The sequence below is a fragment of the Streptomyces marokkonensis genome (assembly GCF_008312835.1).
Lineage (GTDB): Bacteria > Actinomycetota > Actinomycetes > Streptomycetales > Streptomycetaceae > Streptomyces > Streptomyces marokkonensis_A.
The window spans coordinates 404,451-428,590 of sequence record NZ_VSKS01000002.1; the positions used below are offsets into that span (position 1 = coordinate 404,451).

Here is a 24,140-nt window from a genome sequence, read left to right on the forward strand (position 1 = left end):
CCACAATGCGTAGCAGGACACAGAAGCCTGCCTTCCCCGCACAGGAAGGCGGACCGAGGATCCGGAGCTCTCTGCCCTGACTGCCCCGGCTCCTCATCCTTCGGCCGACCGGGACCGCACACCCCACGGCCGATATTGCTCCGGGCTGCGGTGCCGGGAGGGTTGAGGGTCCCTCTCAGGCGCCGCGGCCCGCGGGTGTTTTTCCGGGCTGGTACCGACCCCCGGGTACGCTCGCTGGCGTGCCCTCCATGAACGAACTCGTACGCCAGCACACCGCCCTCGACGACACCGACCTCGAGTGGCTCCATCTGCTGGTCTCGGAGTGGCAGCTGCTCTCCGACCTCTCCTTCGCCGACCTGGTCCTGTGGGTCCCCACCCGCGACGGCACCCGCTATGTCTCCGTCGCCCAGATGCGGCCCAACACCGGCCCCACCTCGTACCAGGACGACATGGTCGGCCATCTCGTCCCGCGCGGACGCCGGCCCATGCTGGACGCGGCCCTGGACGAGGGCCGCATCGTGCGCGAGGGGGACCCGGAGTGGCGCGAGGAGGTCCCCGTACGGGTCGAGTCCATCCCCGTACGGCGCGAGGGGCGCGTCCTGGGCGTCATCGCGCGCAACACCAACCTGCTCACCGTGCGCACCCCGAGCCGGCTGGAGCTCACCTATCTCCAGAGCGCCTCCGATCTGGCCCAGATGATCGCGGCCGGTGCCTTCCCGTTCGCGAACCAGCAGCTGGAGATGGACGCCTCGCCCCGCGTCGGCGACGGGCTGATCCGGCTCGACGCCGACGGCATCGTCCAGTACGCCTCGCCGAACGCCCTGTCCGCCTACCACCGCATGGGTCTCGCCGCCGACCTGGTGGGCCACCACCTCGGCCGGACCACCGCCGAACTGGCCCCCTCCCGCGGCCCGGTGGACGAGGCGCTGGCCAAGGTGGCCAGCGGCTGGGCGCCGCGCGAGTTCGAGATCGAGGCGCACGACGGGGTGATCCAGTTCCGGGCGATCCCGCTCAAGCCCAAGGGCACGCGCATCGGGTCGCTTGTCCTGCTCCGTGACGTCACGGAACTTCGCCGCCGCGAACGCGAGTTGATCACCAAGGACGCGACCATCCGGGAGATCCACCACCGGGTGAAGAACAACCTCCAGACGGTGGCGGCGCTGCTGCGCCTCCAGGCCCGCCGTATCGGCTCGGAGCGCGGCCGCGCCGCGCTGGAGGAGGCCGTGCGGCGGGTGGGGTCCATCGCGATCGTGCACGAGACGCTGTCCCAGAACCTGGACGAGCGGGTGGAGTTCGACGAGATCGCCGACCGCGTCCTCGCGATGGTCGCGGAGATCTCCCCGGGCAAGGTCACCGGCCGGCGCTCGGGCCGCTTCGGGATACTCGACGCCGAGGTCGCCACCCCGTTGTCGATGGTGCTGACCGAGATCCTGCAGAACGCCCTGGAGCACGGCTTCAGCGAGGGCGAGACCGGCACCGTCGAGGTGTCCGCGGTCCGGGGCGGCACCTCGAAGGAGGCCCGCCTGCTGGTCACCGTGCAGGACGACGGCGTGGGTCTGCCCGAGGGATTCGACCCGCACACCGCGGGCAACCTCGGCCTGCAGATCGTACGGACCCTGGTGGAGGGCGAGTTGGGCGGCACGTTCGACATGGTCCCGGCTCCGGGCCGGGGGACCCGGGTGATCCTGGACATCCCGGTGCAGTCGAACAAGTAGGGAGCAGCAAAAGGCCCCGGACCGGGAAGCGGTCCGGGGCTGATGCTCGTTCCTCGTGGTCCCCCTGTTCGAGCGGGGTCGAGTGCTCCGGGGGAACTGCGCGCTGCGGCTCGGGGGCGGGAGATGCGTACGCGGTGTCCACGGATTCGTGCCGTCAGGCGTACGCGCCGCCAAGCTCAGGCTGTCAGCAGGGGGTTGTCAGGCGGAGGCCTGACGGGCCCGGTTGCGGGCGGCGCGGCGCTTCATCGCACGACGCTCGTCCTCGCTGAGACCACCCCAGACGCCGGAGTCCTGACCGGACTCGAGCGCCCACTGGAGGCAGTTCTCGATCACCGGGCAGCGACGGCAGACGGCCTTGGCTTCCTCGATCTGCAGCAGCGCGGGACCGGTGTTGCCGATGGGGAAGAAGAGCTCGGGGTCTTCCTCGCGGCAAACGGCGTTGTGACGCCAGTCCATGGCTGCTACCTCTCCTTGGTATTACTGCAAGTGCTTGTGAATGTGAACGCTTTCACGAATCCCTCAACAAGTGAAGGGCCGACCGCCAGGTTCCCTGGCGTGGTCCTTGGGTTTGAAGAGGGGTTCCGGTGATCTGTGGAGGCCGGTGTTGCGGGCCGTCCCGATCGCCATGTAGAGACTCGCAAACCTCGGCGGCGGATACAACCCCTTCCGAAAAGTTTTTTTTGATTCTTCGGTGTCGACTAGGTCACAGCCGTACTTCCATGGGGTGGATCCTGGCCTAAACGTTCGAGTGAAAGGACTTTGGCCCTTTCTGCTCACACAATCACACGCAGTGCACGGCGTACGCCTGTGAACGTCACGCTGGTTCGCAGCCCCAGGTGGTCACCGTCCATCTGGAGAGGCAGTGGCACCTTCGAATGCAAGGTGAAGCGTGTCAGATCGTGCCGGGAGACCGCATGGTTGCCGCGGGGGCCGCGCTCCGGGGACGAAGTGAGCAACTGCGTGCCATACCGGGCAACCGCGGCGGTGGACAGCCGCCTCAGACCGAAGAGATCCAGGCCGGTATCGAACGAGGCCTTAGGTGACGCGTAGATCGGGCGATTGCCGAGAAACGTCCACGGCGATGTGTTCGAGACTATGGAGAGCGCCAGATCGGTGACCGGTTCCTCGCCCGGGTGCTCGAACGTGATCACCCCGTTCCGGCGGTGCGGATCGCCGAGCAGCTGGCGGACCACCTGGCGCATGTAGAGCGCGTGGGTGGACTTCCTGCCGCGCTCCCGCTGCTGCTCCACCCGGCCGACGACCCCGGCGTCGAAGCCCAGCCCCGCGTTGAAGGTGAACCAGCGGGCCGGCACGGCCTCGTCCTCCGAGCCCGGCGTGCCCGAGGTCAGTCCCAGGCCCACGGTGCGCTCCCGGCCCTCGCGCAGCGCGTCCAGCAGGACGCCGGTGGCCTCGACGGGCTGGTTGGGCAGCCCCAGCGCGCGGGCGAAGACATTGGTGGAGCCGCCGGGCACCACGGCGAGGCCGGGCAGGTGCTCCGGATCGGGCCCCGCGTGCAGCAGGCCGTTGACGACCTCGTTGACCGTGCCGTCCCCGCCGAGGGCCACCACCAGGTCGATGTCGTCGCTCTCCGCGGCCTGCCGGCCCAGGTCGCGCCCGTGCCCGCGGTACTCGGTGGTGACCGCCTCCAGCTTCATCTCGCTGGCGAGGGCGTGGATCAGCACATCGCGCGTGCGCGCACTTGTGGTGGTTGCCGCCGGATTGACCACGAGAAGAGCACGCATGACGTGCAGCGTACCTACTGAGCGGTACCGGGCCCAGACCGAGGCCGGACCGGAACGGGGGACGGGGCGTGAACCTCACCACGGGAGGCGCGACCGCGAGGGCTACCCTTCAGGGGTGAGCAGTGAGCAGACCCCCACCACCACCTCGGACGACACCGGCCCCCGCCCGCGCCGCCTGACGTACGCCGCGGCGCTCGCCGCCCTGGAAGGGCTCGCGCTGGTGGCCGGCGGGGTGTGGTTGCTGGTCCTCGGACTCGCCGGCGAACCGGACGACCGCGGGCAGGCCGTCACCGGCGGAGTGACGCTGATCGCGCTGGCCCTGCTGCCGCTGCTCGCCGCCCGGGGGCTGTTCGCCCGCCGGGGCTGGAGCCGCGGCCCGGCCGTCATCACGCAGATCATGGCGCTGCCGGTGGCCTACAACATGCTGCGGTCCGACGGTGTGGCCATCCCCGCCGGGATCGTGCTCGCCGTCGTGGCCGTCACCGGGCTCGTGCTGCTGATCAACCCCGAGACGACCCGGGCCCTCGGCATCCGGGGGCCCGGGAACGCCGGGAAGTAGCTCCCGGGAGCCGCGCCGGGTCACTCCTCGACGAGCAGCTTCTCCCGCAGCTGGGCCAGGGTGCGGGCGAGCAGCCGGGAGACGTGCATCTGCGAGATGCCGACCTCCTGCGCGATCTGCGACTGGGTCATGTTGCCGAAGAAGCGCAGCAGCAGGATCCGCTTCTCGCGCGGCGGCAGATCCTCCAGCAGCGGCTTGAGCGACTCCCGGTACTCCACGCCCTCCAGCGCCTCGTCCTCGGCGCCGAGGGTGTCGGCGACCGCCGGGGACTCGTCGTCGGTGTCGGGGACGTCCAGGGACAGCGTGGAGTAGGCGTTGGCGGACTCCAGCCCCTCCAGGACCTCCTCCTCGGAAATGGCCAGCTTCTCGGCCAGCTCGTGCACCGTGGGGGAGCGCCCGTGCAGCTGCGACAGCTCCGCCGTGGCCGTGGTGAGCGCCAGTCGCAGCTCCTGGAGCCGGCGCGGCACCCGCACCGCCCAGCCCTTGTCACGGAAGTGCCGCTTGATCTCGCCGACGACCGTGGGGGTGGCGTAGGTCGAGAACTCCACGCCCCGGTCCGGGTCGAAGCGGTCGACCGACTTGATCAGCCCGATGGTGGCGACCTGGGTGAGGTCGTCCAGCGGCTCGCCGCGGTTGCGGAAGCGGCGCGCGAGATGCTCGACGAGCGGCAGGTGCATGCGCACCAGCCGGTTGCGCAGCTCCGCGTACTCGGGAGTGCCGTCCGGCAGCGTGCGCAGCTCGAGGAACAGGGCGCGCGCCCCGCTGCGGTCCTGCGGGTCGTGGTGCGCGTGCCCGCCGTGGGTGCCCGATGTGCCCGGTGTGCCCCGCGCGCCGGGTGCCCGCGGCGCCTCGTCCTCGGCATGTCGCTCGTGCTCGCTCATCGTCCCGCCCGTCGCCCTTCCCCGAGCGCTCGCCTCGTCCCCCGTCGCCGGCTTAGCCCGCGCGGAGGCGCCTCCGTGGCGGGGGCCGGCCCCGGCCTGCCCGGCCCGAGGCGTGCCCCCCACGGCACCGCCGGGCTGCCCGCCGCCCGGGGAGACGTTCTCCGTGGAGTCGTCCTCCGGATGCGGCCGGGCCTGCTCGGGAATGCCGTCGATGCCGTCCGGCACGCGCTCGGCCGGCAGCTCCCTTGTGCCGCGTTCTTCGTCCCGCACCGGCCCGTCCTCGCTCCTCACGCCGGCCCGGGTCCCGCGCCGCGCTGTTTGTAGAGGCTGATCGAAACGGTCTTGTCCTCGTCCACGGCCGAGGAGACCTTGCCCGCGAGCGCGGACAGGACGGTCCAGGCGAAGGTGTCCCGCGAGGGGGCGTGACCGTCCGTGGTCGGCGCCGAGACGGTCACCTCGAGCGAGTCGTCGACGAGCCGGAAGACACAGCTGAGCACCGACCCCGGCACGGCCTGCTGAAGCAGGATCGCGCAGGCCTCGTCGACCGCGATGCGCAGGTCCTCGATCTCGTCGAGGGTGAAGTCCAAACGGGCCGCGAGGCCGGCCGTGGCCGTACGCAGCACCGACAGGTAGGCACCCGCGGCCGGCAGCCGGACTTCCACGAAGTCCTGGGTCGCGGGCTCGCCTGCGATCTGGGACACCCTCACCTCCAAGGTGGTACAAGCGTTTCAGGGCCGGTTCGCCCCCGGGTAACGCGCCAGGTGGTTCAGCGGTGACGCTATCGCGCTCTCAGCGGTCCTGTCCCCGGGACCCCGGCGCATTGGTGTCACTCATAGTAAAACTATGAATACGCTCCGTGGCTAGGGGTCTGCGGCTCCCAAATGGGAAGAGCGCGCGCCGCATTGACGTACCCAGACGTCAGACGGTCGAACCGTCCGGCACCGGGGCCGCCTCGGGTCACACCAGTACGTGATCGACGAAGCACCAACGCCAGTCCTCGCCGGGCTCGGCGGTCCGCATCACGGGGTGGCCGGTCTCCTTGTAGTGCTCCGTGGCGTGCCGGTTCGGCGAGGAGTCGCAGCATCCGACGTGGCCGCAGGTGAGGCAGAGGCGCAGCTGCACCGGATCGGTACCGTCACGCAGACACTCCGGACACGTCTCACCGAGCGGGACGGGTTCCGGGTGCGGCAGCGCGTCGGCGTGCGTGCACTGTTTCATGATTGCCAGATTACGACGCGCCCGTGGGCGACCGCGCGGAAAAACGAGGGTGGGCCGGACATGGAAGTGATGCACCTTCTGCTGCTGGTGGCGGGCAGTGCCGCGGTCGCGGCCGCCGCCCGGCGCACACCGGTGCCGGCGCCCCTGCTGCTGGTCGCGGCCGGCCTGGCGGTCAGCTACCTCCCCGGGGTGCCCGAGTACACCCTCGACCCGCACATCGTGCTGCCGCTCGTCCTGCCCCCGCTGCTGCACACGGCGGCCACCGAGAGTTCCTACCTCGACCTGCGGGCACAGCTGCGGCCGGTGGCACTGCTGTCCGTGGGGTACGTGCTGTTCGCGACCTTCGCCGTCGGCTGGGCCCTGTATCTGCTGGTGCCGGGCCTGCCCCTGACGGCGGCGCTGGTGTTCGGCGCCGTGGTGGCCCCGCCGGACGCGGTCGCGGCGACGGCGGTGGCCCGCAGGGTGGGCCTGCCGTCCCGGATCACCACCATCCTCCAGGGCGAGTCCCTGCTGAACGACGCCACCGCGATCACCGCGTTCCGGGTGGCCCTGGCGGCGGCCGTCGGCGAGGGCGCGACCTGGGCCGGGGGAGTGGGGGAGTTCCTGGTCGCGGCGGTCGGCGGTGTCGCGGTCGGGCTGGTGCTGATGGCGCCGCTGCACTGGCTGCGCACACATGTGAGGGAGGCGCTGCTCCAGAACACGCTCTCCCTGCTGATCCCGTTCGTCGCCTACGCGGCCGCCGAGCAGGTGCACGCCTCCGGTGTCATCGCCGTCGTGGTCGTCGCCCTCTACCTGGGGCACCGCGCGTGGGAGGTCGACTTCGCCACCCGGCTCCAGGAGGAGGCGGTGTGGAGGATGGTCGCGTTCATCCTGGAGTCCGCGGTGTTCGCGCTGATCGGACTGCAACTGCCCGTGGTCCTCAGAGGGCTCGGCGAACACGAGGGCGCCGCCTCCGCCTGGTACGCGCTCGTCGTCTTCGTGGTGGTCGTCGTCGTCCGGTTCCTCTGGGTGTACCCGGCGACCTTGCTGCCGCCGATGCTCTCGGCGAGGATCCGGGAACGCGAGGGCAGACCCGGCTGGAAGGGCCCGTTCGTGATCGCGTGGGCCGGGATGAGAGGGGTGGTCTCGCTGGCCATCGCCTTCTCGATCCCGATCACCGCGGACAGCGAGGACTTCCCGCACCGCAACCTGCTGCTCTTCCTGACCTTCACCACCGTCATCGGCACCCTGGTCGTGCAGGGGCTGACGCTGCCCCCGCTGATCCGCGTGCTGAAACTCCCCGGACGCGACGCGCGGGCCGAGACCCTGGCGGAGGCCAATGCCCAGGCGCAGGCCTCCAGAGCCGCCGAGCAGCGGCTCGACGAGCTCCTGTCCGACGAGCGCAACGCCCTTCCCACCCCGCTCGCCGACCGGCTGCGCGCGGTCCTGGAGCGCCGCCGCAACGCCGTCTGGGAGCGGCTCGGGCAGGTCAACCCCGTCACCGGGGAATCGGTCGACGACACCTACCGGCGGCTGTCCCGGCAGGTGATCAGCGAGGAGCGCGAGGTGTTCGTCAGACTGCGCGACGCCCGCCACATCGACGACGAGATGCTGCGGACGCTGCTGCGCCGGCTGGACCTGGAGGAGGCGGCGGCGTACCGGGAGGCGACCTAGGGTGTCACGCGGGGAAGGGCCGCCCCGTGATCACGGCGGCGACCGCGCTCCCGCGCGGGAAGGCGCCCTCTTCCGCCAGGGCGACAAGGGCATAGAGCAATTTGGCGACATAGACACGTTCCACGGGGACGCCGTGACGCTGCTCGAAATCCTGGGCGAACGCCTCGAGTTCCGGTGTGGTGCGCGCGTAGCCGCCGAAGTGGAAACGGTCGTCGAGGCTCCAGTCGCCGCGCGGGCCGCCGAACGCCTCGGTCTGCAGGGCCCTTGTCCCGTCGGTCAGGAAGCCACCCCTGAGCACGGGTATGCCCAGCGCGCGCACGCCGCCGCCGGCTCCGGCGGCCAGTCCCGCGAGGGTGCCGCCGGTGCCGCAGGCCACCGCGGCCACGTCCGCGCGGCCGGCCAGTTCCTCGCCGAGGGCCCGGCACCCGCGCACGGCGGCGGAGTTGCTGCCGCCCTCGGGCACGACGTACGCGTCCTCGGCGTCCGCCGCGCGCAGGACGGCCGCCAGGGTCTCCGGCTCGGTCTTGCGGCGGTACGCCGACCGGTCGACGAAGTGCAGCCGCATCCCGTCGGCCGCGCACCGGGCCAGGGAGGGATTGAGCGGGCGGCCGGCCAGTTCCTGGCCGCGCACCACGCCGACCGTGGGCAGGCCGAGCAGCCGGCCGGCGGCGGCCGTGGCCCGCAGATGGTTGGAGTACGCGCCGCCGAAGGTGAGCACGGTCCGCCCGGCCGCCAGCGCCAGGTTCGGAGCGAGCTTGCGCCACTTGTTGCCGATCAGTTCCGGGTGGATCAGATCGTCCCGCTTCAGCAGGAGCCGGACCCCGCGGCGCTCGAAGCGTTCGTCCACGACCTCCCGCAGCGGCGACGGCAGCCGGGGACGCAGGCCCGCGAGGGCGCCGGAGCCGGGGTCGTCGGAGCTGGTCACGGGGTCATTGTCGCCCGGCCTCCCCGGCGCCCGCACCGGAGGCGGTCACGGCGCCCGGCACCACCGGTGCGGCCTCACTTCAGCCGGTCGCCGATCCGCTTCCTCATCGAGGTCATCGAGAACCCGCGCGGATCCACCTTCCCCGGCTGCCACTCGCGGTGCCCGATGACCGACCGCTCGTTCCAGCCGTGGTGCCGGCACACCGCGGCCGCGGCCCGCTCGATCGCCTCCAGCTGTGCCGCCGGCCAGGGGTCCTCGCCGTCGCCCAGGTTCTCGCACTCGAAGCCGTAGAAGTGGCGGTTGCCGTCGGTGTTCGCCTCGTTGTCCGCGGGCAGCCGCTTCTCGGCGATCACCGCGCGCAGCACGTCGTCGTCGCCGAGCCCCGCGTGGTTGGCCCGGCCGTAGCCGACGAGGTGTACCCGGCCGTCCTTGGTGATGACCCCGTGGCACAGCGGACCGGGCAGATCCGCGTAGCCCCTGCGGCACAGCTCCACCGTTCTGGCGCTGCCCTTGGTCACCGTGTGGTGGATCATCACGCCGTGCACCGGGCCCCAGGGGCCCTTGTGGTTCCGGTTGTGGTCGCGCCAGTCGCCGACCTCGACGACCTTGAGACCTTCCGCCTTAAGAGCGCGCAGGAACGCGCTTGCGGACATGGGTGGGGCCATGACCGCCCTCCTTCGTGCCGGACGACGGCCGCCGTTCGCGGCCGCCTGGTACAGGGCCTATACCTAAAAGGAGAGAGTTCAACTACTCGTTCGGGCCCTGTGCGAGCCGATCCGGACATCTTCCTTCCGGCGCGCTGCCGTCGAACGGCGCCCCATGGTGCCCAGCCGACTCAAGATCCAACCCCGCTCGATCGGGTAATGGCGCGGACACGGTGCGTGAGGAACGCTTGATCACGCAGGGCGATGCCCGGCGCGGCCGGGCGTGGATCACCATTGGGGAGGGCAATTCTCTATGTCGGTAGGCGAAGAGGTCCGCACGGAGCAGGCCAGGCAGCAGCAGAGCCTCGGTACGGCCGCCGCGCGGAACCTGGCCACCACGACCAAGTCCGTGCCGCAGATGCAGGAGATCAGCTCACGCTGGCTGCTGCGCATGCTGCCCTGGGTCGATGTGCAGGGCGGTACGTACCGGGTCAACCGCCGGCTGACGTACGCCGTGGGTGATGGCCGGATGACGTTCGTGAAGACCGGCGACCGCGTCGAGATCATCCCGGCGGAGCTCGGCGAGTTGCCCGTGCTCAGGTCGTACGAGGACGAGGAGGTGCTGGCCGAGCTCGCCTCCCGCTGCCGGCAGCGGGAGATCGGGGCCGGCCAGGTGATCGCCTCCTTCGGCAGCCCGGCCGACGAGGTGTACCTGCTGGCGCACGGCAGGGTGGAGCGGGTCGGCACCGGCCCCTACGGCGAGGACGAATCCCTCGGAGTCCTCGCCGACGGAGCCTACTTCGGCGAGCAGGCCCTGCTGGGCGAGGACGCCATCTGGGAGTACACGGCCCGCACCCTCACCGCCTGCACCGTGCTGGTGCTGCCCCGTGAGGCCGTCGAGCAGGTCGCCGAGCGGTCGGACACCCTGCGCGAGCACCTCCGCCGGAGGCTCTCCGTCCCCGGGCAGCGCACCAACAAGTACGGCGAGAAGGAGATCGACCTCGCGGCCGGGCACAGCGGTGAGCCGGACATCCCGCACACCTTCGTCGACTACGAGGCCAGGCCGCGCGAGTACGAACTCAGCGTCGCCCAGACCGTGCTGCGCATCCACACCCGCGTGGCCGACCTCTACAACCAGCCCATGAACCAGACGGAACAGCAGATCCGGCTGACCGTCGAGGCACTGAAGGAGCGCCAGGAGCACGAACTGGTCAACAACCGCGACTTCGGTCTGCTGCACAACTGCGAGTACGACCAGCGGATCCAGCCGCACGACGGAGTACCGGGCCCCGACGACATGGACGAGCTGCTCAGCAGGCGGCGCGGGACCCGCCTGCTGCTCGCCCATCCGCGCGCGATCGCCGCGTTCGGCCGCGAGCTCAACAGGCGGGGACTCGTCCCGGAAACCGTCGACATGGGCGGCAACCGCATTCCCACCTGGCGGGGAGTGCCCATCTTCCCGTGCAACAAGATCCCGGTGACCCAGGCCCGTACGACCTCCATCATCGCCCTGCGCACCGGGGAGGAGGAGCAGGGTGTCATCGGCCTGCGGGCGGCCGGCATCCCCGACGAGATCGAGCCGAGTCTGTCCGTGCGGTTCATGGGCATCAACGAACAGGCCATCGTCAAGTACCTGGTCACGGCCTACTACTCGGCCGCGGTCCTGGTACCGGACGCGCTCGGCGTCCTGGAGAACGTCGAGATCGGCCGCTGGCGATGACGGTCCGCGAGCTCCCGCACCGCATGCCGTGTCCCCGCCCGTCCGGGCGGGTACACCTCGGAGGTACGCGCTCGACGGGTGCGGAAGCGCCCTTCCTCCGCTCCTCCACCGAGTCGGACCCAGGGGGAAGCCGATGACGGAGTCCATCACGGAGCCGCAGACGGGGCTCACGACGGAGTACGCGACCGGGACCCCTGCGGTACCGGAGCCACGCCACGGTGACGGACACGAGGCGACGATGCTGCTGGAGCGGGCACGGGCCGCGGTCGACCCGGTGCTGCGGGCGGCCCTCGGCTCCCTGCCCGCCCCGATGCGCCGGATCGCGCTCTACCACTTCGGCTGGGAACACGCGGACGGCAGCCCGGCCGGGGGAGGCTCGGGCAAGGCGATCCGCCCCGCGCTGGTGCTCGCCGCGGCCTCGGCCGTGGGCGGCCCCACGGCCCGGGCAGCGGCCGTCCGGGCCGCGGCGGCCGTGGAACTGGTCCACAACTTCACGCTGTTGCACGACGACGTGATGGACCGGGACACCACCCGCCGGCACCGCCCCACGGCGTGGACGGTGTTCGGGGACACCGACGCGATCCTCGCGGGGGACACCCTCCAGGCGCTCGCCCTGCGGCTGCTCGCGGAGGACCCCCATCCGGCGGGCCGGGCGGCGGCGGCCCGGCTCGCGGACTGCGTGGTCGAACTGTGCGCGGGACAGCACGCGGACACGGCCATGGAGCGGCGCGCCCCCGGTGACGTCACCCTCGCCGAGACGCTCGCCATGGCCGAGTCCAAGACCGGTGCGCTGCTCGGCTGCGCCTGCGCGATCGGGGCGCTGTACGCGGACGCCGACGACGCGGACGTGGCGGCCATGGACGCGTTCGGCCGGGCGGCCGGGCTGGCGTTCCAGCTGATCGACGACGTGATCGGCATATGGGGCGATCCACGCCGCACCGGCAAGCCCGCCGGCGCGGACCTCGCCGCCCGCAAGAAGTCACTGCCGGTGGTCGCCGCACTCACCTCCGGCACCCCGGCCGCCGCGGAACTCGCCGCGCTGTACGCCGTCCCGCACCGGAAGGAGGACCTGGAGCACATCGCCCGGACCGTGGAACGGGCGGGCGGCCGTGACTGGGCGCAGGCCCAGGCCGCCGACCGGATGGGCCGGGCGATGCAGGAAGTGGCCCGCGCGGTGCCCGACCCGGAGGCGGCGGGCGGGCTGCTGACCCTGGCCGAGTTCGTGACCCGGCGCAACACCTGACGGCCCGCCGTCCCCGTGTCCCCGGACCCACTCGGTGCCGTGCGGCTCCTGACCCCGCACGGCACCGCGGCTCCGGCCCGGCGGGTCCCGCACTTCCCCACGATGTGCGGGGCCCGCCCTCTCCCCGGCTGTCCCCCGTTAGGCTCAACCTCCGTACGGACAAGGACGGTTGGGACGAAGGGGCGGACATGGGCGTGGCGATCCGGAGGGCTGGGGACGACGACCGGGAGCTGGTGGTCCGGCTCCTGGACCGGGCGTTCCAGGACGACCCGGTCAGTGGCTGGGTCTTCCCCGGCGAGGAGTACCGCCGTGCGACCCACCACAGGCTCATGGCGGCCTTCACCGACATCGTCCTCGCCGAGGGACGTGTCGACCTCACCGAGGACGGCTCGGCCTGCGCGCTGTGGATGTCCGTACCGGCGGACGACCCCGGCCACGGTGACCAGCGGGCCGGCGAGCGGACGGACGACGACGACTTCGCCAGGATGCGCCGGGCCGTCGACCCGGACAACGAGCGTGTGGAGCTGATCGGCCGGCTCACGGCCGGCATCCATCCCTCGGGGCGCGCCCACGAGTACCTGTGGATGATCGGTGTCGTCCCCGGCCGCCAGGGTGAGGGCCTCGGCACCGCGCTGATCGGTTCCGTACTCGACCGCTGCGACCGGCAGGGGCGGGCGGCGTATCTCGAGGCGAGCAGCGAGCGCAGCCGCCTGCTGTACGAACGCCTCGGCTTCGAGGCCGCCGGTGAGCCCCTGGCCCTCCCGGACGGTCCGCGCATGTGGCCCATGTGGCGCGAACCCCGCACCACGCCCACGTCCTCGTGGACCGGCCCGCGGGGCTGATGTCCCGGCCGCCGTCCCCGCCGAGGGACGTTCGGCCCTGGCCGCCGCCGCCCGTGCGGACATCACTGGCTCGCGGGTGGCGCCCGCCGGCCGTCCCGAGGGGGTCCGGCGGGCGCGCCGGACGACGAGGCGGCGGGAGCGCGATGGGTGCGGCGGGCGACGACGGCAGGGCGGGCGGGGACATCGCGGTGGTGGGCCACGCCGACCTGAGCCCGGACACGCCGGTGCTGGTGGAGTCCGCGCCGGCCGTCTGGGACGGCTCCCCCTCCGACGGCCGCGACGCCACCGCCCACCTGGTCACCTGCGCCCGCGCGCGAGGCGTCCCCGTGGAGGCCGTGTGGCCCGCGGGCGCCGCGCGGGAAGCGGTGCCGGCCACCGGCGCGGAGGGCTGAACGCCGGGACCATTGGTCCCTGCCCGGGGCTCCTCACAGGGACCCTTCGACCCATGCGGACCTCTCTCCCAGCCGCCGATCATGGGGCGCGCGAAACAGCTGGGAGGAAGACATCCGGTGGATGAGATACGCATGGAGCACGTGAGAACCGCGGCGGACGACCGGACGGATCCGGTGCCGCACGCGGCGGTCACGACTCGCGAGGGAACCGTCGCGGAGGCGCCGGCGGTGCGCAGGGCCGCGTGGGTGGACTGGCTGACGACCACCGACCACAAGAAGATCGGCACGCTGTACCTGGTCAGCGCGTTCGTGTTCTTCGTCGTCGGCGGGGTCATGGCGCTGATGATGCGCGCGGAACTGGCCAGGCCGGGTCTGCAGATCATGTCGAACGAGCAGTTCAACCAGGCGTTCACGATGCACGGCTCGATCATGCTGCTGATGTTCGCGATGCCGCTGTTCACCGGCTTCGCGAACTGGATCATGCCGCTGCAGATCGGCGCGCCCGACGTGGCCTTCCCGCGGCTGAACATGCTGGCCTTCTGGCTGTTCCTGTTCGGCTCCTCGATCGCGGCCGCCGGCTTCCTCACCCCGGGCGGCGCCGCCGACTTCGGCTGGTTCCTGTACGCGCCGCTGTCCAACGAGGTCTACTCACCGGGCATCGGCGCCGACCTGTGGATCATGGGCGTTGCCCTGTCCGGCTTCGGCTCGATCCTGGGCGCGGTCAACTTCATCACCACCATCATCTGCATGCGGGCACCCGGTATGACGATGTTCCGCATGCCGATCTTCACCTGGAACGTGCTGCTCACGGCGCTGCTCGTGCTGATCGTGTTCCCGGTGCTGGCGGCGGCGCTGTTCGCGCTGGAGTGCGACCGCAAGTTCGGCAGCCACATCTTCGACTCGGCCAACGGCGGTGCGCTGCTCTGGCAGCACCTGTTCTGGTTCTTCGGCCATCCCGAGGTGTACATCCTGGCGCTGCCGTTCTTCGGCATCGTCTCCGAGGTGATCCCGGTCTTCTCCCGCAAGCCGATGTTCGGCTACATGGGCCTGATCGGCGCGACCATCGCGATCGCCGGCCTCTCGGTGACCGTGTGGGCGCACCACATGTACGTCACGGGCGGTGTGCTGCTGCCGTTCTTCGCCTTCATGACGATGCTGATCGCGGTGCCGACCGGCGTGAAGTTCTTCAACTGGATCGGCACCATGTGGAAGGGCTCGCTGAGTTTCGAGACGCCGATGCTGTGGACGCTGGGCTTCCTGACCACCTTCCTCTTCGGCGGCCTGACCGGCGTCATCCTGGCCTCGCCCCCGCTGGACTTCCACGTCTCCGACACGTACTTCGTCGTCGCGCACTTCCACTACACCGTCTTCGGCACGGTGGTGTACGCGATGTTCGCCGGCTTCCACTTCTGGTGGCCCAAGTTCACCGGCAAGATGCTCGACGAGCGGCTCGGCAAGATCACCTTCTGGACCCTGACGGTCGGTTTCCACCTGACCTTCCTGGTCCAGCACTGGCTGGGGGTCGAGGGCATGCCGCGCCGGTACGCCGACTACCTCGCGGCCGACGGCTTCACCGCCCTCAACACCCTGTCCTCCATCGGGTCGTTCCTGCTCGGCCTGTCGCTCCTGCCGTTCTTCTACAACATCTGGAAGACGGCCAAGTACGGCAAGCCCGTCGGCGTCGACGACCCCTGGGGCTACGGCCGTTCCCTGGAGTGGGCCACCTCCTGCCCGCCCCCGCGGCACAACTTCCTCACCCTGCCGAAGATCCGCAGCGAGTCCCCGGCGTTCGATCTGCACCACCCGGAGATCGCGGCGCTCGAGACGGAGAGGTGAGCCGTGCCGCAGCCCGTTCTCGCCCTGGGGTGCGCGGCGGTGACCGGCGCCGGCTGTGTCTGGTACCTGCCGGCCCTCGCCGACCTGCGAGCAGGGGCGGCCGACCGGCCGCTGTCCCGCCGTACCGCGGCGATCGCCTGTCTCACCGGCTGGGCCACGCTCGGTGCGGTCGCCCTGGTGCTGACGGTGGCCACGGCGTGGTGGATGCCGGGCGCCGTGGCGGCCGTGGGCGGCACGGCCGCCGCCGTCCTGCGGATCCGGGCCGCCGTGCGGCGCGCCGGTGAGCAGCGGGAGGCGGCCCGGCAGTGGGCGCAGTTGCCGCACGCACCCCTGCCCGCCGGCGCCCGGCACCCTCGTGGAGTGGCGGTCACCGCGGCCGTCGTCCCCGTCATGGTCGCGGCCCTGGTCCTCGCGCTCGCCGGCCGCGGGCTGCCCGCGGGATAGCGGCCGGGCGGTGGGGGTCCGTGCGGCTAGGCACCGGCAGCATCCGGAACCTCGATCCCCACTTCGACCCCGGTCCCGGTAATCGCTTGCAACCACTACGCTTGAAGTACTACAACTGGAGTTGTTCACGACGAGTGCCGCCTACGGGAAGAGACCGCGTTGCGAAAGCTCACGTACTTCATCGCCTGCTCCATCGACGGCTTCATCGGTGACCCGGAGGGCGACGCGTCGGCCATGGTCTCCTTGGTCGACGAGGAGCTCCTCGAGTTCTTCAGGACGGAGTACCCGGAGACACTGCCCACCCATGGCCGGCGCCCGCTCGGCATGGACGACCTGCCGAACAAGCGGTTCGACACGATCATCCAGGGCCGGGCCAGCTACGACCTGGCCCTCAAGGAGGGGATCACCAGCCCCTACGCCCACCTGCGCGAATACGTCGCCTCCCGCACGCTGGGGGAGTCGCCCGACCCGAACGTCGAGATCATCGCGGACGACCTGGTCGGCCGGGTGCGCGCGCTGAAGGCGGAGGACAGCGCGTACGACATCTACCTGTGCGGCGGGTCCAAGCTCGCCGGTGAGCTGGTCGACGAGATCGACGAGCTGGTCATCAAGACGTATCCCATCGTCCAGGGCTCCGGCATGCCGATGTTCGCCTCCGGCTTCTCCATCACGGAGTTCGCGCTGGAGTCGGTGCGCACGCTCGGCAACGGCATCATGGTGCGGACGTACAGCAGGAAGCGCTGAACGGCCACCGGACCTACCCTGAGGACATGGGCAGCGAACAACCGGTCTGTCCCGCCTGCGGACAGCCGGTGGAGACGGTGGTCCGGCGCCACAAGACGCTGGGTGCGTGGGTCCCGGTATGGGTGCACGGCCCGTGCCGCAACCCGGAGTGCGAGACGTACCCGGACCGGGCGGCCGGCACCGCGCCCCCGGGGGCTGCCGGGAGGACCGGCGCTCCGGAGTCCGCCTCGGTACGCGGGGACGCCGGAGGCCAGGCCGCCACGACGCGCTAGCGGCGCGCCGCGGAGCGGTACCGCAGGACGCCGAGGACGGCGGGCGGTCACCGCTGCCTCGTCACCGCCGACCCGTCCGGCCGGCGCGTCACCCCGCCCGTCTCCGGGTCGCGGCCGGTCAGACAGTAGATGCCGCCCGTCGGGTCCCGCATCACCGTCCAGTGGTCGAACGCGGCCACGAACGCCGCCCCGAGGCCCTCGTGCCGTGCCCGGGACGCCCTGATGTCGGCGCACGCCAGGTCGGGATGGGCCGAGACGGGCCGTTCCTCCTCCAGCCGCTGGAGCAGGATGCGCACGGGGAGCCCGGCCGGCGGCCCGACCACGTGGAACTCCGGCAGCGAGCCGGGCGCGGAGTCCCAGCCGGCCAGCAGCCCGCTCCAGAAGGCGACCTCGGCGTCGTAGAGGGACGGTGGAACGTTGATGCACACCTGGTCCAGCCGGCTGCCGTGCACGATGGGCGGCCGGACCGACTCCCCGTGCCAGCGCACCGCGCAGAACGGCTGCCCCGCGGGCGACCGCAGCACGGACAGCCCTTCGCGCCCGGCCACCGTCCTCCCACCCAGCCGCACCGCCGCCGCGGCGAAACCCGGGATGTCGTCCACGGAGAAGTCGAGGTGCGCACCGCCCGCGCCCGAGACGATCCGCTGCATCCCCACGCAGGCGTCGGCCCCGTCCGCCGTCAGGGTCGCGAACTCCCCGTGGTCGCCGGTCGGTTCGGACAGACGGGTCCCCGTGACGGCCGTCCAGAAGTCACCGGCCCGGTCGACGAGGGCGGCGGGCCGGTCGATGAAGGCGTACGTCCACCGGACGCTCACCGCGCGGGGCGTTCCATGAAGCGCAGCATGTTCCCCGCCGGGTCGCGGAACGCGCAGTCACGCACCCCGTACGGCTGGTCCACCGGCTCCTGGAGCACGTCCGCACCGGCGGCCCGGACGCGCTCGAAGAGGGCGTCGCAGTCGGTGGTGGTGAAGTTGACCCCGCGCAGCATGCCCTTGGCCAGCAGCTCCGCCATCGCCTGCCGGTCACCGGGGGAGGCGTCCGGGTTCGCGGCGGGCGGCTCCAGCACGATCTCCACGTCCGGCTGCTCCGGCGAGGCGACCGTCACCCACCGCATCCCCTCGAAGCCCACGTCGTTGCGGACCTCGAGGCCCAGCACGTCACGGTAGAAGGCCAGCGCCTTGTCGTGATCGTCGACGGCGATGAAGCACTGGGCGAGTCTCACGTTTGTTCCTGTGTCCATACGCCCACGCTAGAAGGTTTCGCCCGGATCGACCCGGGTGCGGCCCCGGACCGGACGGGTGTACGTGCGTGCCACGCACGGCGGGATCACCGCGCTCTCCACGTGCGACCGGGCGCGGTAGGCGCTCGGCGTCTCCCCGACCAGCTCGGTGAAGCGCGAACTGAACGAACCGAGCGAGGTGCAGCCGACTGCCAGACACACCTCCGTCACCGTGAGGTCGCCCCGCCGCAGCAGCGCCTTGGCGCGCTCGATGCGCCGGGTCATGAGGTAGGCGTACGGCGTCTGCCCGTAGGCCGCGCGGAAGCTGCGCTGGAAGTGGCCGGGCGACATCAGCGCGGTCCGCGCGAGCTCCGTGACGTCGAGCGGCTCGGCGTACTCCCGGTCCATCCGGTCCCGGGCCCGCCGCAGCCGCACCAGATCCTCCAGCTCCATCCGCCCAGCATCCCACGCCCGGCACGGCCGCCCACCGAATCCTCAGGGTCCGTCCGCTGTGACACCGAGCCGGCGTAACTCCTCCAGCGGGTACGGGGTCCGCCTGCTGCGGTCCTGGAACGCGCGGTTGAAGTCGGACATCACCGCGGCGACCGGCGCGTGCCGGGTGAGGATCGCCGCGGCCTCCCGCGGGATTCCCGTGGGACGCTCACCCTCCGCCAAGGCGCGCACCAGCGCGCGGCGGCCCTCCCGGTCCTCCCTGCGGAACCCGCACAGAGCGGTGACGAGTTCCGGCGACCTCCGCCAGGGGGTGCCGCATGTGACCGCACCCGGCCCGTGGGACACGCCGTGGGTGGCGGGCCGTGGGGCCGGGTGCGGGTGGGGGACGCTGCGAGTCGTGAGGAACCGCAGGTCGGAAGGCACTAAGGGTCAGGCCTTCTTGGTCTCCCAGAAGATCTTGTCGATCTGGGCGATGTAGTCCAGCGCCTTCTGGCCGGTGGCCGGGTCCGTCGAGGCCTTGGCGGCCGACAGGGCCTTCAGCGTGTCGTTGACCAGCTGGTGCAGCTCCGGGTACTTCTCGAAGTGCGGAGGCTTGAAGTAGTCGCTCCACAGCACGGAGACATGGTGCTTCGCCAGCTCGGCGCGCTGCTCCTTGATGACCGTGGCGCGGGCCTGGAAGTGCGGGTCGTCGTTGCCGGCCATCTTCTCCTGGACGGCCTTCACCGACTCCGCCTCGATGCGGGCCTGGGCCGGGTCGTACACGCCGCAGGGCAGGTCGCAGTGGGCGCTGACCTTGACCTTGGGGGCAAACAGGCGGGAAAGCATGGAGCGTTTCCTTCCTCGTGATCGTCTTCTCACACTGGACATTACTCCGTGGCGGACGGCTTTTCGCGGGTGCCCCCACGGGCTTAGGACAAAAGTCCGGGGTGAGACTGAGACTGGTGGAGGATGAACCGGGGAGGTGCCGGGAGATGCCGGAGCTGTCGCAGGACGCCGAGCGGGCGAGGGTCCCGCTGCCCTTCGGGGTGGCCGAGGTGACCGGGCCGTCCATGGTGCCCACACTGCACCACGGGGACCGGCTCCTCGTGCACTACGGCGCCCGGGTCAAACGCGGTGACGTGATCGTGCTGCGGCATCCCTTCCAGCAGGACCTGCTGGTCGTCAAGCGGGCCGCCGAGCGGCGCGACGGCGGCTGGTGGGTGCTGGGGGACAACGCCTACGCCGGTGGGGACAGCACCGACTACGGCGTCGTCCCCGACGAGCTGGTGCTGGGCCGGGTCCGGTTCCGTTACCGGCCGCGCGGCTCCGGGCGGCGGTCGCCGCTGGCCGTGGTGGGCTGGGCGCTGTCGTCGGCGCGGCCCGTGCTCTCCGGCCGGTCGGCCTCCAGGCGTTTGCGCGCGCGGTAGGCGGCCACGTTGGCGCGGGTGGCGCAGCGGTCGGAGCAGTAGCGGCGGGAGCGGTTGGTCGAGGTGTCCAGGTAGGCGTTGCGGCAGGGCGACGCCTCGCACAGGCCGAGCCGGTCCACGCCGTACTCGGTGAGGTGGAAGGCGAGCCCCATCGCGGCGATGGCGGCGTAGCCGGCGGTCGCGTTGGACGGGTGGTCGGCCAGGTGCATGTGCCACAGCGGGCGGCCGTCGTCGTCGCGGAAGTCGTGGCCGGAGATCTGGGGGCTGACGGGGAACTCCAGCAGCAGCGAGTTCAGCAGGTCGACGGCGAGCGTCTCGTCGCCGCCGTCCGCCGCGTCGAAGACCGAGCGGAGCCTGGCCCGGACCGAGCGGAACCGCGTCACATCGGCGTCGGTGGCGCGCCGGGCGGCCGACTGGTTCGCGCCGAACAGGTCGCGGACGGCCTCGACCGAGGTGAGCGTGTCCTTCCCCCGGGCCGGTTCCTCGGTGTTGACGAGGCGTACGGCGTAATCCGAGTAATAGGCCAGTTCCACTTGTAGTCCTTACGCAGGGGCTCTATGGTCATGCGTGCGGTCGGGTAATAGACGGTCGTGCTGCAAGGGTATTACGTGACGGAGACGAGGGAGGGGCTCGATGACGGACGCGCACACCACCACGGCCGCCGCCGACTGGCACGCCTGGCAGGAGAGCTGGGACCGGCAGCAGGAGTGGTACATGCCCGACCGCGAGGAGCGGTTCCGGGTCATGCTCGACATGGTCGAGGCCCTCGTCGGCACGGCCCCGCGCGTGCTGGACCTCGCCTGCGGCACGGGCAGCATCACCGCCCGGCTGCTCGCCCGGTTCCCGGACGCCACCAGCACCGGCGTCGACCTGGACCCGGCGCTGCTCGCCATCGCCGAAGGCACCTTCGCGGGGGACGGGCGGGTCACCTTCGTGACGGCCGACCTCAAGGATCCCGAGTGGCCGGCGGCACTGCCGTACGACACCTACGACGCCGTCCTGACCGCGACGGCCCTGCACTGGCTGCACCGGGAACCCCTCGCCGACCTCTACGGGCACATCGCGGGGCTGGTCCGCGACGGCGGTGTCTTCATGAACGCGGACCACATGATCGACGACACGACGCCCCGGATCAACGCGGCCGAACGCGCCCAGCGGCACGCCCGCATGGATCAGGCCAAGGCGGACGGCGCCCTCGACTGGGCCGAGTGGTGGCGGCTCGCCGCCGAGGACCCGGTCCTCGCGGGACCGGCGGCCCGCCGGTTCGAGATCTACGGCGAGCACGCCGAGGGCGACACGCCGTCGGCGGCCTGGCACGCGCGCGTGCTGCGCGAGAAGGGGTTCGGCGAGGCACGGCCGGTCTGGTGCTCGCCCTCGGACACCCTGCTGCTGGCGCTGAAGTAGCACACGGGCGAGGGGCGGTACGGACAATCCGTACCGCCCCTCCGCCGTGTGCCGGGGCCGCGGTCAGAGCACCTTGGAAAGGAACGACTTGGTGCGGTCGTGCTGCGGGTTGGTCAGCACCTCGCGCGGGTGCCCGGACTCGACGACCACGCCGTCGTCCATGAACACCAGCGAGTCGCCCACCTCCCGGGCGAAGCCCATCTCGTGGGTGACGACGATCATCGTCATGCCGTCCTCGGCGAGGTCGCGCATGACGTCGAGGACCTCGCCGACGAGCTCCGGGTCGAGGGCCGACGTCGGCTCGTCGAAGAGCATCAGCTTGGGCTGCATCGCCAGCGCACGGGCGATGGCGACGCGCTGCTGCTGACCTCCGGAGAGCTGGGCGGGGTAGTGACCCCTGCGGTCGCCGAGACCGACCCGGTCCAGCAGCCGCTCCGCGCGCTCCCGGGCCACGGCCCTGGTCTCCCGCTTGACCTGGACCGGAGCCTCCATGACGTTCTCCAGCGCCGTCATGTGGGGGAAGAGGTTGAAGCGCTGGAACACCATGCCGATGTCCCGTCGCTGCGCCGCGACCTCCTTCTCCTTCAGCTCGTAGAGCTTGTCGCCCTTCTGCCGGTAGCCGACCAGTTCGCCGTCGACGGACAGCCGGCCGGCGCTGATCTTCTCCAGGTGGTTGATGCACCGCAGGAAGGTGGACTTGCCGGAACCGGACGGGCCGATCAGGCAGAACACCTCCCGCGCGTTCACCTCCAGGTCGATGCCCTTGAGGATGTGCGCGAGGCCGAAGGACTTGTGCACGCCCTCCGACTTGACCATCGGGTGACTGCTCGCGCCGCTCACGACGTCCTTGCTGAGCTTGCTCACCGGGTCACCTCCGGGCGGCCGAACGAGTTGAACAGGCGGAGGTTCTTCTTCAGGCGCTGCCATGGCGTCGGCGGCAGACTGCGCGTGGCGCCGCGGGCGTAGCGGCGTTCCAGGTAGTACTGGCCGACGCTGAAGACGCTGGTGAGGGCCAGGTACCAGATCGACGCCACGAAGTACATCTCGACCACCGCCAGCGACGTGCTGGAGATGTCCGTGGACCGTTTGATGAGTTCACTGAACTGCACCACGTAGGCGAGCGACGAGGTCTTGAGCATGTTGATGTACTCGTTGCCCGTCGGCGGCACGATCACCCGCATCGCCTGCGGGAGGACCACCCGGCGCAGCGTCTTGGCCCGGGTCATGCCCAGCGCGTGCGAGGCCTCCGTCTGTCCTTCGTCGACGGACTGGATGCCCGCGCGGACGATCTCGGACATGTACGCGGCCTCGTTCAGGCCGAGCCCCAGCAGTGCCGCCAGGAACGGCGTCATCACCTGGTTCATCTCGTCCTTGTAGAACCCCAGGTTGAGGGTGGGGAACACGAGCGCGATGTTGTACCAGATGAGCAGCTGGACCAGGACCGGCGTGCCGCGGAAGAACCAGACGTAGAAGTAGGCCACCGCGCTGGTGACCGGGTTCGCCGACATCCGCATGACCGCGAGGATCACGCCCAGGACGAGACCGAGCACCATGGCGAGCACGGAGATGTACAGCGTGTGCCAGGCGCCGGACAGAATGGTTCCGTCCGTGAGGTAGTCGGGGATGATGGCGTAGTTGATGTTCGCGTTGGAGAAGGCGATCCCGATCAGCACCAGGATGGCGATGACCACCGCACCGGCCACCCAGCGGCCGTAGTGGCGCACCGGGATCGCCTTGATCTGCTCCGGCGGCACCGATGGCGCCGGAGCCTTGTCAACCGTGTCCGTCACAGTGACTGCCCTTCAGTGTCGCCGAGGTTCAGGAACCGCCGTTGATCTTCGCCTCGGTCACCGCGCCGTCCGTGACGTTCCACTTCTCGAGGATCTTCGTGTACTCGCCGTTCTCGATGATGGCGTTCATGGCCGCCTGGAGGGCGTCCCGCAGCTGGGTCTGGTCCTTGCTGACGCCGATGCCGTACGGGCCGGCCTCGATCTGCTCGCCGACGACCTCGAAGTCCTTGCCGCCACCCGACGTCTTGGCGTTGTAGGCGGCGACCGGGAAGTCGTTGAGGTCGGCGACGGACGCGCCCTGCTTCAGACGGAGCAGCGCCTCGGGGTCGGTGTCGTAGGTCTGGAGCTTGATGGCCGGCTTGCCGTCGTCGGTGCACTTCTTGTTCTGGGCGTTGGCGATGCCCTCGGAGGTGGTGCCGCGCTGCAGCGCCACGACCTGGCCGCACAGGTCGTCCAGGGACTTGATGCCCTTGGGGTTGCCCTTCTGGACGAGGATCGACGTACCGGCGGTGAAGTAGTCGACGAAGTCGATGCCGTCGCCGGCCTTCTTGCCGGTGTCGGAGTCGATGCCGTTCTGGCGGTCCTTGGTGTCGTTCATCGCGGACATGATGACGTTGAAGCGCTTGGACTGCAGACCGACGATGAGCTGGTCGAACTTGCCGTTCTGGAAGTCGAACTTCACACCGAGCTGCTTGCCGAGGGCTTCCGCGATGTCGGGGTCGATGCCGACGGCCTTGCCGTCCTTCATGAACTCGACCGGCGGGTACGCGATGTCGGAGCCCACCTTGATGACGCCCGCCTTGCGGACGTCGGCCGGGAGCTTGTCGGCGAGCGGGGCGCTGGACGTGCCGGCGGTGTCGCTGTCGCCGCTCTTGTCCGTCTGGTCACCGCAGCCGGTGAGAATCAGTGCGCCTGCGACCGCGATCGCGCCGACCGCTGCAATCCGTGAGCGCGCGGCGGTGGTACGACGGGTGGTGCTTGCGGTCATGGTGGGTTCCTCCGGCGGATGGGTGGAGTTGCCGATGGGGCCGGCGACTG

General features: G+C 70.9%; 29 protein-coding genes. 13 read left to right on the top strand and 16 right to left on the bottom strand.

Annotation, left to right across the window (positions count from 1 at the left end; all coding sequences use genetic code 11):
* The first annotated feature begins 239 nt into the window (after positions 1-239).
* A complete protein-coding gene (locus tag F1615_RS04625) occupies positions 240-1,715 on the top strand; it encodes a sensor histidine kinase (RefSeq protein WP_149547570.1) in 1,476 nt (491 codons plus the stop codon).
* 198 nt (positions 1,716-1,913) lie between these two features.
* Here F1615_RS04625 and F1615_RS04630 read toward each other — a convergent pair whose 3' ends face one another.
* Together F1615_RS04630 and F1615_RS04635 are read right to left on the bottom strand one after the other, a co-directional pair.
* On the bottom strand, positions 1,914-2,171 hold the full coding sequence (locus tag F1615_RS04630) for a WhiB family transcriptional regulator (RefSeq protein WP_037937783.1): 258 nt from the start codon (positions 2,169-2,171) through the stop codon (positions 1,914-1,916).
* Positions 2,172-2,488: 317 nt separating this feature from the next.
* Positions 2,489-3,457, bottom strand: coding sequence for a diacylglycerol/lipid kinase family protein (locus tag F1615_RS04635; protein ID WP_149547571.1), 969 nt, complete (start codon positions 3,455-3,457; stop codon positions 2,489-2,491).
* Between the two features lie 115 nt (positions 3,458-3,572).
* Between F1615_RS04635 and F1615_RS04640 the strand changes: the two genes are divergently transcribed.
* The gene (locus F1615_RS04640) at positions 3,573-4,016 is read left to right on the top strand and encodes a hypothetical protein (protein WP_149547572.1); all 444 of its coding nucleotides are present in this window, start codon (positions 3,573-3,575) and stop codon (positions 4,014-4,016) included.
* Between the two features lie 20 nt (positions 4,017-4,036).
* On the opposite strand, the gene F1615_RS04645 is transcribed toward F1615_RS04640, so the two are convergent.
* From F1615_RS04645 to F1615_RS04655, 3 genes are all read right to left on the bottom strand, one after another.
* Positions 4,037-5,167: an RNA polymerase sigma factor SigF gene (locus tag F1615_RS04645; protein WP_167533658.1), complete on the bottom strand. Its 1,131-nt coding sequence runs from the start codon at positions 5,165-5,167 to the stop codon at positions 4,037-4,039.
* Between the two features lie 17 nt (positions 5,168-5,184).
* Positions 5,185-5,598, bottom strand: a complete 414-nt coding sequence (locus tag F1615_RS04650) for an anti-sigma regulatory factor (RefSeq protein WP_004925829.1) — start codon at positions 5,596-5,598, stop codon at positions 5,185-5,187.
* A 256-nt stretch (positions 5,599-5,854) separates the two neighbouring features.
* Positions 5,855-6,115 carry a UBP-type zinc finger domain-containing protein gene (locus F1615_RS04655; protein ID WP_149547574.1) on the bottom strand — a complete coding sequence of 87 codons (261 nt, stop codon included), beginning with the start codon at positions 6,113-6,115 and terminating at the stop codon, positions 5,855-5,857.
* A 60-nt stretch (positions 6,116-6,175) separates the two neighbouring features.
* On the opposite strand from F1615_RS04655, the gene F1615_RS04660 reads away from it, so the two are divergent.
* On the top strand, positions 6,176-7,768 hold the full coding sequence (locus F1615_RS04660; RefSeq protein ID WP_149547575.1) for a Na+/H+ antiporter: 1,593 nt from the start codon (positions 6,176-6,178) through the stop codon (positions 7,766-7,768).
* A gap of 4 nt (positions 7,769-7,772) precedes the next feature.
* Here the strand turns inward: F1615_RS04660 and F1615_RS04665 are convergent, their stop codons facing one another.
* Positions 7,773-8,693: a 1-aminocyclopropane-1-carboxylate deaminase/D-cysteine desulfhydrase gene (locus F1615_RS04665; protein WP_149547576.1), complete on the bottom strand. Its 921-nt coding sequence runs from the start codon at positions 8,691-8,693 to the stop codon at positions 7,773-7,775.
* A gap of 74 nt (positions 8,694-8,767) precedes the next feature.
* A complete protein-coding gene (locus tag F1615_RS04670) occupies positions 8,768-9,358 on the bottom strand; it encodes an N-acetylmuramoyl-L-alanine amidase (protein WP_208818250.1) in 591 nt (196 codons plus the stop codon).
* Between the two features lie 292 nt (positions 9,359-9,650).
* Here F1615_RS04670 and F1615_RS04675 point away from each other — a divergent pair, with 292 nt between their 5' ends.
* The 8 genes from F1615_RS04675 to F1615_RS04710 all read left to right on the top strand — a co-directional run bounded on the left by F1615_RS04675 (position 9,651) and on the right by F1615_RS04710 (position 16,830).
* Positions 9,651-11,057 (top strand): family 2B encapsulin nanocompartment shell protein, encoded by a 1,407-nt coding sequence (locus tag F1615_RS04675; RefSeq protein ID WP_149547577.1) that lies wholly within the window; start codon positions 9,651-9,653, stop codon positions 11,055-11,057.
* A gap of 133 nt (positions 11,058-11,190) precedes the next feature.
* A complete protein-coding gene (locus F1615_RS04680) occupies positions 11,191-12,300 on the top strand; it encodes a family 2 encapsulin nanocompartment cargo protein polyprenyl transferase (RefSeq protein ID WP_149547578.1) in 1,110 nt (369 codons plus the stop codon).
* A gap of 188 nt (positions 12,301-12,488) precedes the next feature.
* A complete protein-coding gene (locus tag F1615_RS04685; RefSeq protein WP_149547579.1) occupies positions 12,489-13,142 on the top strand; it encodes a GNAT family N-acetyltransferase in 654 nt (217 codons plus the stop codon).
* 143 nt (positions 13,143-13,285) lie between these two features.
* Positions 13,286-13,534 (top strand): hypothetical protein, encoded by a 249-nt coding sequence (locus F1615_RS04690; protein ID WP_149547580.1) that lies wholly within the window; start codon positions 13,286-13,288, stop codon positions 13,532-13,534.
* 117 nt (positions 13,535-13,651) lie between these two features.
* Entirely contained in the window at positions 13,652-15,370 is a 1,719-nt protein-coding gene (gene ctaD, locus F1615_RS04695; RefSeq protein WP_149547581.1) for a cytochrome c oxidase subunit I, read from the top strand.
* Positions 15,371-15,373: 3 nt separating this feature from the next.
* On the top strand, positions 15,374-15,814 hold the full coding sequence (locus F1615_RS04700; RefSeq protein ID WP_149547582.1) for a hypothetical protein: 441 nt from the start codon (positions 15,374-15,376) through the stop codon (positions 15,812-15,814).
* A gap of 159 nt (positions 15,815-15,973) precedes the next feature.
* Positions 15,974-16,558: a dihydrofolate reductase family protein gene (locus tag F1615_RS04705; protein ID WP_149547583.1), complete on the top strand. Its 585-nt coding sequence runs from the start codon at positions 15,974-15,976 to the stop codon at positions 16,556-16,558.
* Between the two features lie 26 nt (positions 16,559-16,584).
* Complete coding sequence (locus F1615_RS04710) at positions 16,585-16,830, top strand: hypothetical protein (protein WP_149547584.1); 246 nt, start codon at positions 16,585-16,587, stop codon at positions 16,828-16,830.
* Positions 16,831-16,877: 47 nt separating this feature from the next.
* Here the strand turns inward: F1615_RS04710 and F1615_RS04715 are convergent, their stop codons facing one another.
* The 5 genes from F1615_RS04715 to sodN are packed head-to-tail and all read right to left on the bottom strand — an operon-like array spanning position 16,878 to position 19,327.
* Complete coding sequence (locus tag F1615_RS04715; protein ID WP_149547585.1) at positions 16,878-17,645, bottom strand: VOC family protein; 768 nt, start codon at positions 17,643-17,645, stop codon at positions 16,878-16,880.
* Positions 17,642-18,070, bottom strand: a complete 429-nt coding sequence (locus F1615_RS04720; protein WP_149547586.1) for a VOC family protein — start codon at positions 18,068-18,070, stop codon at positions 17,642-17,644. The genes F1615_RS04715 and F1615_RS04720 overlap by 4 nt, the downstream gene beginning before the upstream one ends.
* Before the next feature lie 9 nt (positions 18,071-18,079).
* The gene (locus F1615_RS04725) at positions 18,080-18,502 is read right to left on the bottom strand and encodes a helix-turn-helix transcriptional regulator (RefSeq protein ID WP_149547587.1); all 423 of its coding nucleotides are present in this window, start codon (positions 18,500-18,502) and stop codon (positions 18,080-18,082) included.
* Positions 18,503-18,544: 42 nt separating this feature from the next.
* Positions 18,545-18,925 (bottom strand): hypothetical protein, encoded by a 381-nt coding sequence (locus tag F1615_RS35910; RefSeq protein ID WP_208818251.1) that lies wholly within the window; start codon positions 18,923-18,925, stop codon positions 18,545-18,547.
* Between the two features lie 6 nt (positions 18,926-18,931).
* Entirely contained in the window at positions 18,932-19,327 is a 396-nt protein-coding gene (gene sodN, locus F1615_RS04735; RefSeq protein ID WP_004983535.1) for a superoxide dismutase, Ni, read from the bottom strand.
* A gap of 146 nt (positions 19,328-19,473) precedes the next feature.
* On the opposite strand from sodN, the gene sodX reads away from it, so the two are divergent.
* Entirely contained in the window at positions 19,474-19,908 is a 435-nt protein-coding gene (sodX, locus tag F1615_RS04740) for a nickel-type superoxide dismutase maturation protease (RefSeq protein ID WP_149547588.1), read from the top strand.
* On the opposite strand, the gene F1615_RS04745 is transcribed toward sodX, so the two are convergent.
* A complete protein-coding gene (locus F1615_RS04745) occupies positions 19,791-20,441 on the bottom strand; it encodes a CGNR zinc finger domain-containing protein (RefSeq protein ID WP_149547589.1) in 651 nt (216 codons plus the stop codon). The two genes, sodX and F1615_RS04745, sit on opposite strands and share 118 nt — an antisense overlap.
* 100 nt (positions 20,442-20,541) lie before the next feature.
* On the opposite strand from F1615_RS04745, the gene F1615_RS04750 reads away from it, so the two are divergent.
* Positions 20,542-21,312, top strand: coding sequence for a class I SAM-dependent methyltransferase (locus F1615_RS04750; RefSeq protein ID WP_149547590.1), 771 nt, complete (start codon positions 20,542-20,544; stop codon positions 21,310-21,312).
* Between the two features lie 63 nt (positions 21,313-21,375).
* Here F1615_RS04750 and F1615_RS04755 read toward each other — a convergent pair whose 3' ends face one another.
* Genes F1615_RS04755 through F1615_RS04765 form a run of 3 tightly spaced genes read right to left on the bottom strand, consistent with a single transcriptional unit; the run spans position 21,376 to position 24,090 of the window.
* The gene (locus F1615_RS04755) at positions 21,376-22,128 is read right to left on the bottom strand and encodes an amino acid ABC transporter ATP-binding protein (protein ID WP_149547760.1); all 753 of its coding nucleotides are present in this window, start codon (positions 22,126-22,128) and stop codon (positions 21,376-21,378) included.
* Positions 22,129-22,172: 44 nt separating this feature from the next.
* Positions 22,173-23,102, bottom strand: coding sequence for an amino acid ABC transporter permease (locus F1615_RS04760; RefSeq protein WP_149547591.1), 930 nt, complete (start codon positions 23,100-23,102; stop codon positions 22,173-22,175).
* Positions 23,103-23,130: 28 nt separating this feature from the next.
* Positions 23,131-24,090 carry an ABC transporter substrate-binding protein gene (locus F1615_RS04765; RefSeq protein WP_149547592.1) on the bottom strand — a complete coding sequence of 320 codons (960 nt, stop codon included), beginning with the start codon at positions 24,088-24,090 and terminating at the stop codon, positions 23,131-23,133.
* Positions 24,091-24,140 lie beyond the last annotated feature (50 nt).